This window comes from uncultured Pseudacidovorax sp. (assembly GCF_913773995.1).
Taxonomy (GTDB): Bacteria; Pseudomonadota; Gammaproteobacteria; order Burkholderiales; family Burkholderiaceae_C; genus Xenophilus.
Genome location: NZ_CAJYES010000094.1, coordinates 1 through 8,788, shown reverse-complemented (window position 1 = coordinate 8,788; position 8,788 = coordinate 1). Strand labels below are relative to the sequence as shown.

The 8,788-nt window shown below is 70.0% G+C and carries 10 protein-coding genes; 2 read left to right on the top strand and 8 right to left on the bottom strand.

Features of this window, described 5'->3' with window-relative positions:
• Both QZ772_RS08420 and QZ772_RS08415 read left to right on the top strand, forming a co-directional pair.
• Positions 1-192, top strand: a 192-nt coding sequence (locus QZ772_RS08420) for a DUF6285 domain-containing protein (RefSeq protein WP_295524668.1), incomplete at its 5' end; no start/stop codon positions are given.
• Between the two features lie 115 nt (positions 193-307).
• Positions 308-1,273, top strand: coding sequence for a tripartite tricarboxylate transporter substrate-binding protein (locus QZ772_RS08415; RefSeq protein ID WP_295524666.1), 966 nt, complete (start codon positions 308-310; stop codon positions 1,271-1,273).
• 250 nt (positions 1,274-1,523) lie between these two features.
• On the opposite strand, the gene QZ772_RS08410 is transcribed toward QZ772_RS08415, so the two are convergent.
• The 8 genes from QZ772_RS08410 to QZ772_RS08375 all read right to left on the bottom strand — a co-directional run.
• Positions 1,524-3,236 carry an FAD-dependent oxidoreductase gene (locus QZ772_RS08410; RefSeq protein WP_295524663.1) on the bottom strand — a complete coding sequence of 571 codons (1,713 nt, stop codon included), beginning with the start codon at positions 3,234-3,236 and terminating at the stop codon, positions 1,524-1,526.
• Complete coding sequence (locus QZ772_RS08405) at positions 3,233-4,207, bottom strand: tripartite tricarboxylate transporter substrate binding protein (RefSeq protein WP_295524661.1); 975 nt, start codon at positions 4,205-4,207, stop codon at positions 3,233-3,235. Before QZ772_RS08405 ends, QZ772_RS08410 begins: the two co-directional genes overlap by 4 nt.
• Positions 4,208-4,348: 141 nt before the next feature.
• The gene (locus tag QZ772_RS08400; RefSeq protein ID WP_295524659.1) at positions 4,349-4,828 is read right to left on the bottom strand and encodes a MaoC/PaaZ C-terminal domain-containing protein; all 480 of its coding nucleotides are present in this window, start codon (positions 4,826-4,828) and stop codon (positions 4,349-4,351) included.
• A gap of 174 nt (positions 4,829-5,002) precedes the next feature.
• On the bottom strand, positions 5,003-5,830 hold the full coding sequence (locus QZ772_RS08395; RefSeq protein ID WP_295524657.1) for an FCD domain-containing protein: 828 nt from the start codon (positions 5,828-5,830) through the stop codon (positions 5,003-5,005).
• Between the two features lie 18 nt (positions 5,831-5,848).
• Positions 5,849-6,676, bottom strand: coding sequence for a GntR family transcriptional regulator (locus QZ772_RS08390; protein WP_295524655.1), 828 nt, complete (start codon positions 6,674-6,676; stop codon positions 5,849-5,851).
• A 77-nt stretch (positions 6,677-6,753) separates the two neighbouring features.
• Entirely contained in the window at positions 6,754-7,548 is a 795-nt protein-coding gene (locus QZ772_RS08385; RefSeq protein ID WP_295524653.1) for an enoyl-CoA hydratase/isomerase family protein, read from the bottom strand.
• 13 nt (positions 7,549-7,561) lie between these two features.
• Positions 7,562-7,960 carry an OB-fold domain-containing protein gene (locus QZ772_RS08380; protein ID WP_294376222.1) on the bottom strand — a complete coding sequence of 133 codons (399 nt, stop codon included), beginning with the start codon at positions 7,958-7,960 and terminating at the stop codon, positions 7,562-7,564.
• A 4-nt stretch (positions 7,961-7,964) separates the two neighbouring features.
• Positions 7,965-8,788 (bottom strand): thiolase domain-containing protein (locus QZ772_RS08375; RefSeq protein WP_295524649.1); only part of this gene is annotated, 824 nt, incomplete at its 5' end.

Here is an 8,788-nt window from a genome sequence, read left to right as displayed (position 1 = left end):
GAGGCGGATGCGGACGAGCAGGCGCAGGCGGACGCGCCTGCGCTGGACGATGCGTTGCGTGCGGCGATGGCCTCCGGCGCACTGCCGCTCGATTCGCCGGCGCTGCTCGCGCACCTGCGGGATGGACTGCGGGGCGCGCTCGCGATCCACAACCCCCGTTGGGTGCAGCCGGACGGCCACAGCGACGGCTGAGCACCGGACCATCCCGCGCCGGCCAGCCACGCCAAGCCGCCTCCGCGTTATTCCCGAGCACGCACAGGCGGTGGGCTGATAACGTATATGGTTCAACCAATACAAGAGGCAAACCATGGAACTCTCCCGGCGACAGGTGCTGGCGGCCGGCCTGGCCACCCTGGGCGGCGCCGCCACCCCGGCGGCCCGCGCCCAGGGCTATCCCAACAACGTGATCCGCTTCATCATTCCGACGCCGCCGGGTGGCGGCCACGACATCATGATGCGGCTGGTGGGCCAGAAGCTCACCGAGCGGCTCGGTCAGCCGGTGATCGTGGAGTCCAAGCCGGGCGCCACCGGCGCCATCGCGGCGCAGACCGTGGCGCGCGCCGCGCCCGACGGCTACACGCTGCTGCTGGCCTACAGCGCCTTCCTGACCAACCTGCTGCTGCTGCCCAAGCCGGGCTACCGGCAGGAGGACTTCAGCACCGTGGGCATGCTTGCGCTCACGCCCATCGCGCTGGGCATCAGCGAGAACCTGGCGGCCTCCACCCTGCGGCAGTACGTGGCGCTGGCCAAGACCCGGCCGGGGCAGATCGCCTATGGCTCCTACGGCCAGGGCTCGGGCGGCCACTTCGTCGGCGAGCTGTTCAACATGGCCGCCGGCATCGAGACCATCCATGTGCCCTACAAGGGCGAGGCGCCCGCGCTGCAGGACGTGATCGGCGGCCAGGTGCAGGCCGTGTGCGCGTCCATCGGCGGCACCAAGCGCTACCCGGGCCGCATCCGCACGCTGGCCGTGGCCTCGGCCGAGCGCTCGCCCAGCTATCCCGACGTGCCCACCTTCGCCGAGCTCGGCTATCCCGGCGTGGACATGCCGGGCTGGGCCGCCCTGATGGCGCCCGCCGGCACGCCCAAGACCGTGGTGGACCTGCTCACGAAGGAGGTCAACGAGATCGTGCTGCTGCCCGACGTGAAGGCCAAGATCGCGGAGTTGGGCTTCGACACGGTCGGCTGGGCGCCGGACCGCACGCAGGCCTTCTTCAAGGAGCAACTGGCGAGCTCGGAGAAGCTGGTGCGCTCGGGGCGCGTCAAGTTATGAAGTGAGGCCCCATGCCGCTTGCACTGCAGGCTGCTGCCGGGGGCGGCTGTTCTCAGGGCGGTCTTTTCGCTCCAGGCTGCGCAGGCAGGCTGGGGCCGCTGCCCTTGGTTTCTCTCTGGCGCCTTGGGTTTGGAGGGGAGGGCACCCAGAGGCCTGCCCTTCGACAAGCCTCAGGACACGACAGAGTCAATTCCTCGGGTGCCCTTGCATGGCCTGCTCAGCGGCCCGTCGATGCGTGTCGCAGTTGCTCTCAGCGGCCGGCCTGGTCGGCGATATGGTTGGCCGTGAGATAGGCGAAGGCCATGTTGGGCCCGTGCGTGATGCCGGCCGCCGGATAGTTGCCGCCCATCACGCTGGCGCGGTCGTTGCCGGCGGCATAGAGCCCGGGGATCGCGCTGCCGTCGGGGCGCAGCACTTCGCCGGTGACGGCCGTGCTCAGGCCGTCGAAGGTGCCCAGGTCGCCCATCAGCAGCTTGATGGCATAGAAGGGCCCCTGGGCCAGCGGCGCCACGCAGGGATTGGGCCCATGGTCGGGGTCGGCCAGGTAGCGGTTGAAGCTGTTGCCGCCGCGATGGAAGGCCGGGTCTTCGCCGCGGGCGGCGTGCTGGTTGTAGTCGGCCACGGTGCGGACCAGGCCTTCGGCGTCGATGCCGGCATGGCGGGCCAGTTCCTCCAGGGTGCGGCCACGCAGCAGATAGCCATTGCGCAGCAGCGCGCCATGCGGGATCGGCGCCGGTTTGACATAGCCCAGGCCGTACTTGGTCAGCGCGATCTGGTCGCAGACCAGCCACATCGCCGTCTCGGGCAAGCCCTCGCAAGCCCGGTGCAGCGCGGCGCCGACGTCGTGATACGAGTTGGATTCGTTGGTGAAGCGCCGGCCATTGGCCAGCACCCCGATCACGCCGGGCTTGTAGCGGTCCAGCAGATGCGGAAACACGCCGGTCTGGCCGCCGCCGAAGTCCACATGGGTGACGGGCATCCAGGCAGCGGGCTCCTTGAAGCGGATCTGCACCACCCCGCCGGCGTCTTCGGCCATGGCGCAGCCGTCGCCCGTGTTGCTCTTCGGCGTGGGCGAGAGGTGCTGGTGGCCGCGCCGCAGGTGCGGATAGGCCTGTGCGATGCGGCGGGTGTCGTGCGGAAAGCCGCCGCAGGCGAGGATCACGCCATGCCGTGCGCGCAGCGTGCGCTCGGCCTCATCCGGCCCGGCCACCACGCCGGCGACGCGGCCGCCTTCCACCAGCAGCCGTCGCGCCGGCGTGTCGGTCAGGATGGGAATGCCCAGGTCCAGCGCCGACTGGGCCAGCCGTGCCGCCAGCGCATTGCCGCTGGTGACCTGCACGGCGCGGCGGTAGAGCAGCAGCTCCTTGAGGTGGTTGGCCAGGCGCCGCGCCACGTAGAGGAAGGAGGTGAGCGACTTCGTGGCACGGAAGAAGTGCTTCAGGTCCGCGTTGGATGAGTTGAACATCATCCCCATGAAGGTGATGCTGCGCAGCGGCGGCTTGAGCCGGGCCATGTCCTTGCCCAGGCCGCGGATGTCGTAGGGCTTGGCCAGGATCGAGCGGCCGACGTCGGCGCCGCCCGGGGCGGTGGGGTGATAGTCGGGGTAGAGGGTGGGCACGAACTGCATGGCCGTCTCGCGCTCCAGGAAGTCCACCATGCGCGGGCCGTTCTCGATGAAGGCGTCGACGGCGGCCGCATCGTAGAACGGGCCGGTCTCGGCCTGCATGAAGGCGCGCACCTGCTCGGCCGTGTCGGCCGGGTTCTGCTGCCGGCCGTGGTGGGTCAGCGGAATCCACAGCACGCCGCCCGACAGCGCCGTGGTGCCGCCGAACACGGGTTCCTTCTCGATCACCACCACATCCAGCCCGCGCTTGCGGGCGGTGATCGCGGCGGTGAGTCCGGCGGCGCCGGAGCCGACGACCACCAGGTCGTGCGCCCCCGCTTTTTTTGCGAGGGTGTTCATTCCGCCTTGATGTTGAACTGGGTGACGATCTCGCGCAGCTGCTCGGACTCGGTCTTCATCATCTGGGCGAACTCGGCCGGGCTGCTGGTGCGGGCCACGGCACCGGTGGCCAGCAGCCGGGTCTTGAGCCCGTCGTCGGCCATGACCTTGCGGAAGGCGGCATTGAGCCGGTCCACCACCGCGTCGGGCGTGCCGCCCGGTGCCATGACGCCGAACCAGGCCTGGGCCTCGTAGCCGGGCACGGCGCGGTTCAGGGGTGGGGTGCCCGGCACCACGCTGGAGGGTTCCTTGGTGCCGACACCGAGCAGCTTCAGGTTGCCCTGCTGCACCTGGCCCAGCATGGCGGAGGAGGGCGTGGTCACCAGCATCTGCACCTCACCCGTGCGCGCCGCCATGGTGGACGCCGCCTCGCCCTTGTAGGGGATGTGCTCGGCCTTGATGCCCGACAGCTGGATGAGCCGGGCGGTGGAAAGGTGGCCGTAGGAGGCCGTGCCGGCCGATGCGTACATGACGCCCTTGGGCTGCTTGCGCGCCCATTCGAAGAAGGACTTGGCATCGTCCGCGGGCACCGCCTTGTTGACCACCAGCACCATGGGCACCACCGAGGTCAGCGTCACCGGCCGCAGGTCCTTGAAGGCGTCGTAGCCGGCCTTGTCGTTCAGCAGCGGCGTGGTCAGCACGCCGTTGTTGGGATAGAGCAGGGTGTAGCCGTCGGGCTTGGCACGGGCGACCAACTGCGCGGCGATGGCGCCCGAGGCGCCGGGGCGGTTGTCCACCACGATGGGCTGGCCCAGCTCCTTGCCCAGCGCGTCCTGGAACATGCGCACCTGGCCGTCGCTGGTGCCGCCGGCCGCATAGGGCACGACGATGGTGATGGGTCGGCTCGGATAGGCCTCCTGGGCGGCGGCAAGGGCCGGCGCCGTGGCGGCGAGGGCGAGGCAGAGGATTCGGGCGGCGGTGGGGCGGTGCATGGAAGGTCTTCCTTGTGTCGGCGCTTCAGCGAGATTCAATGGTTGGGCCAATGAGATTGTGGCCCGTCGCCGCCGGAAGTCCAAGTTAGGGGTTGACCCGAGGACGCTCCCGACCGCAGCCCGTGCCCGGACGCGCGTTGGTCAGGCGGCCGCAGGCCGGCAGCGGTACATGTTGCCGATCACCATGGTGTGCACCGTCTCGCCGCGCTGGTTCTTGACGATGCGTTCGCAGGTCACGATGCCCTTCGTGCCGCTGCTGGTGAGCTTCTTCTCCACCGGCGTGATCAACGCGTGGATGGTGTCGCCGGCCTTAACCGGCAGATGCATGCGCCACTGGTCCAGGCCGGTCATGGCGATGATGGTGCCGTCGTTGATGCCGGTGAGGCACTGCAGTCCGCCCACGATGGCCAGCACCAGCGGGCCATGCGCGATGGGCTCGCCATAGGACTGGGTCTTGCAGAACTCGTGGTCGACATGCGGCGCGTTGTGGTCGCCCGACAGGCAGGCGAAGTTGACGATGTCGGTCAGCGTGACCGTGCGCCGCGAGGTGACGATGGTCTGGCCGATCTCGAAATCCTCGAAATACATCCCGCGCGGGGGGCGCTCGTAGGTGTAGGACATGGTGGTGCCCGCACGGCTGCAAGCCATGCCTTTGTCAATGGTAGAGCCATTCTATGTCCGGGACAAACGCGTGCGCAACGCGACCGCGTCGGGCATGCGGTCGCGCATCGGCCGTCGCCGAGCGGCGAGGCGCGGGAAGCAGGAGATGGGAAGCGGGCGCGGTGGCCGCGGCGCTCAGCGCTTCTTCGCCGGCGCGCGGCTGCGGGGCGTGGGCGCAGCCGCGACCTCGTCCGTCGCCAGATGCGAGAGGTAGCCCTTCTGCAGTCGTTTGAGGCTGGCCTCCATCTCGCCGACGGCGGCGTCGACGTCGCGCGCCTCCATGTGCTTGAGGAAGCGCTTGCGCGAAGGCAGCACGAAGGCGTTCTCGTACTCGCCCAGGGTCTGGATGAAGCGGCTGAGCACGGCGATCAGGCTGTCCATCATCAGCACCATGAGCGGGTTGCCCGTCATGCGCGCCAGGATGCGGTGGAAGTCCAGGTGCATCTCGGCGCGGCGCTGGAAGTCCCCATCCTTCGTGGCCTGCGCCGCGGCCTCGACGTTGCTGCGCAGCGCCTCCAGGTCCGCGGGTGTGGCGCGGCTGCAGGCCTCGCGCACGATCACCGATTCGAGCCAGATGCGCGCCTCGGTCAGGTGCGCCGGCGTGATGGTGCCGATGTGGTACAGGTCCATCAGGCTGGTGGTGATCGCCAGGCCCGAGCCTTCGCTGATGAAGGCACCGCCGCTGGCGCCCTTCTGCAGCCGCACGAGGCCGGCATGCTCGAGCGAGCGCAGGGCCTCGCGCAAGGTGTTGCGCGACACGCCGAACTGCACCGCCAGCGCCCGCTCGGCGGGCAGGCGGCTGCCCACCTTCAGCCGGCCCTCGGCCAGCTCGGTGCGGATCTGGTCGGCGATCTCCTCGAAGGCGCGGGCCGAGCGCACGGCCTGGAAGCGCACGGCCGGCGCCGCGAGGTCGGGCTGCGTCGTGGCGGAGGGAGCGGAGGGAGAGGAGGTCTTGGTTGCCATGGGTCTGGAGCTGCGGCCTCAGGCGGCCCGGCGGGCCGCGTTGCGCTTGGTCGCCGCCTTCTTGCTTTCGCTTTCGAGGTAATCGTTGATGAGCTTGAGGTGCGTCGTCATGGCCGCCGCCGCCGCCGCCGCATCGCGGGCGCGCAGGTGCTCGAGCACCTTGCGGCGCACCTGCATGAAGTCCTTGCGCGGCCGCGGGTCCACCTGGGCCAGCAGGCCGCGGATGATCTCCGACAGCGCATCGACCATGGCCGCGAACACCTCGTTGTGGGTGGCTTCGGCGATGAGCTGGTAGAAGCGGATCACCGAGTGGGTGTTGCGCGAGCCGTGGCCCTGCCGGAACAGGTCGGTGTGGTAGTCGATGTCGGCCTCGATGGCGTCGATCTCCTCTTCGGTCGCCCGCTCGCAGGCCAGGCGGATGGCCACGGCCATCAGTTCGATGCGGGCCTCGGTGACATGGGCGATGGACGCCTGCTGCAGCGACACCATGTCGCGCACGGACTGGGTCAGGCTGGTGGGTTTGCCGTTGCGGATGAAGAAGCCGCCGTTGAGGCCGGTGACGGCCTCCACCACCCCGGCCGACTCCAGGCTGCGCAGCGCTTCGCGCACCGCGCTGCGGCTCACGTCGAACTGCTCCGCCAGGTCCTTCTCGGCGGGCAGGCGATCGCCAGGGCGCAGCTCGCCGCGCGCCAACTGCTCGCGGATCTGGCTGCTGACCGCTTCGAAGGTGCGGCGCGTGCGCACCGGCTGGAACAGGGGCGTGACGGCCGGCTCGGCGACGGCGGCTGGGGCGCGGGGGCCGGCTTTGGCGCGTGGGACTGAGGGGGAGATGCGCTTCGTCGGCATTGGATGAACCTCTTTGGGCGATCGTAATACAGCGACGACGCTCTTCTGCCCCGTGGCATGGGCACGGAGAAGCGCGCTCAGGCGGCCGGCGGAAAGCCCCGATACGGCGGTGGCCGGCGCGCCAGCATGGCCTCGATGGCCTCGCGTGGCTCGGGCGCGGCGAAGGCCGCGGCCTGGCTGCTCGCCTCCATGCTGAAAAGGGACTGCTGGTCCGCATCGAGCGACGCATTGAGCGCAGCCTTGGTCAGCGCCAGCGCCGTGGGCGCGGCCTGGGTGAGGCTGCGGGCGATGGCGGCGGCGCGGGCCTCCAGCGCCTCGCTGGCATGCACCTCCATGGCGATGCCCAGTCGCTGCGCCTCGTGCGCATCGATGTCGCGGGTGGAGAAGATCAGCTCCTTGGCCCGCTGCACGCCCACTGCGCGCGGCAGCAGGTACATCGCCCCCAGGTCGGGCACCAGCCCGAGCCGCAGATAGGCCATGCAGAAGCGCGCACGCTCGGAGGCGAGCACGATGTCGGCGGTGAGCGCCAGCGCGAAGCCCGCGCCCATGGCCGGGCCATCCACGGCCGCGATGACTGGTCGCCCCAGATTGAGCATGTCCTGGATGAAACGCAGCCCCCCGCGGATGCGTTGCTGCCAGTAGGCCGGCCCGGAATCCAGGTGCTCCTTCAGTACATGCAGGTTGCCGCCGGCACAGAAGGTGCCCGGCGTGGCGGTGAGCACCAGCACGCGGATGCCGGGGTCGTCGCGCACCTGCTCCAGCACGGCCATTAGGTCGGCGCGCAGCTGGGCGTCGAAGGGGTTGTGGATGGCCGGGCGGGACAGGCGGACCCAGCCGACCTGCTCGCGCACCTCGAACTGCAGGGTGTCCATCGGCGGTCGTCCTTCAGGCCGGTGTGAACATGGGCACCAGCGTCCCGTCCTCGGCCGGCTTGAAGCACACCTGCACGCGCTGACCGATGTGCAGCGCATCGAGGTCGCAGTCCACGATGTTGGTGAGCATGGTGATGCCCTCGTCCAGCGCCACGTAGGCGATGGCATAGGGAATGGGGCCTGCGCGGCGCGTGACGCTGACGCTGTAGATCGTGCCCCGGCCCGACAGGCTGCGCCACTCCGTGTCGCCCTGGCAGAAGGGGCAGACCGGCCGCGGATACCAGTGCGGCTTGTGGCAGCTCGTGCACTGGCGCGTCAGCAGCAGGTGGTCGGCGGTGGCGGCCCAGAAGCGCTCGGTGGCGGCATCGTGCGGCAGCGTGGTGAGGGGGCGTTCGGTGTAGGGCGTCGCCATGATGTCATTGCCTTTCCATGATGAGCGTGGCACTGCCGTGGCGCGAGCCGAGCAGCCCGCCGGTGCCCTGGGCCAGCGCCAGCCGGCAGTCGGGCACCTGCACCTTCGGATGCGCCTCGCCGCGCAACTGGCGCACGGCCTCGATCACCTTGGTGATGCCGCCGCGGTTGGCCGGATGGTTGTTGCACAGGCCGCCGCCGTCGGTGTTGAAGGGCAGCTTGCCGACGCCGGAGATGAGGTTGCCGTCGGCCACGAAGCGGCCGCCTTGTCCCTTGGCACAGAAGCCCAGGTCCTCCAGCTGCATCAGCACGGTGATGGTGAAGCTGTCGTAGATCGAGGCGTACTGGATGTCGGCCGGCTTCACGCCAGCTTCGGCGAAGGCGGCCGGGCCGGACACCGCGGCGCCCGACCAGGTGAGGTCCACCGCGCCGCCGAGCTGGCCCTTGATCGTCTCGCCGGCGCCCAGCACCCGCACCACCGGCCGCTTCAGCTGCCGGGCGATCTCGGGCCGGACCACCACCAGCGCGCCGCCGCCGTCGCTCACCACGCAGCAGTCGAGCTTGTGCAGCGGGTCGGAGATCAGCGGCGAGGCCAGCACCTCCTCGACGGTGACCACGTCCCGCAGCATCGCGTGCGGGTTGTGCTGGGCATGCTGGGAGGCGGCCACCTTGATCCAGGCCAGCTGTTCGCTGGTGGTGCCGTACTCGTGCATGTGGCGCGCGGCGGCCAGGGCGTACATGTTGACGGTGACCGGCGAATACGGCATCTCCCACGCCGCGTCGGGCGTGGCCGCCGTCACCAGGCGCGCGCCGACTCCCACGCCGCTGC

Coding starts and splice junctions, on each gene's coding strand:
- QZ772_RS08415 (WP_295524666.1), top strand. CDS start 308: ATGGAACTCTCCCGGCGACAGGTGCTGGCGGCCGGCCTGGCCACCCTG.
- QZ772_RS08410 (WP_295524663.1), bottom strand. CDS start 3,236: ATGAACACCCTCGCAAAAAAAGCGGGGGCGCACGACCTGGTGGTCGTC.
- QZ772_RS08405 (WP_295524661.1), bottom strand. CDS start 4,207: ATGCACCGCCCCACCGCCGCCCGAATCCTCTGCCTCGCCCTCGCCGCC.
- QZ772_RS08400 (WP_295524659.1), bottom strand. CDS start 4,828: ATGTCCTACACCTACGAGCGCCCCCCGCGCGGGATGTATTTCGAGGAT.
- QZ772_RS08395 (WP_295524657.1), bottom strand. CDS start 5,830: ATGGCAACCAAGACCTCCTCTCCCTCCGCTCCCTCCGCCACGACGCAG.
- QZ772_RS08390 (WP_295524655.1), bottom strand. CDS start 6,676: ATGCCGACGAAGCGCATCTCCCCCTCAGTCCCACGCGCCAAAGCCGGC.
- QZ772_RS08385 (WP_295524653.1), bottom strand. CDS start 7,548: ATGGACACCCTGCAGTTCGAGGTGCGCGAGCAGGTCGGCTGGGTCCGC.
- QZ772_RS08380 (WP_294376222.1), bottom strand. CDS start 7,960: ATGGCGACGCCCTACACCGAACGCCCCCTCACCACGCTGCCGCACGAT.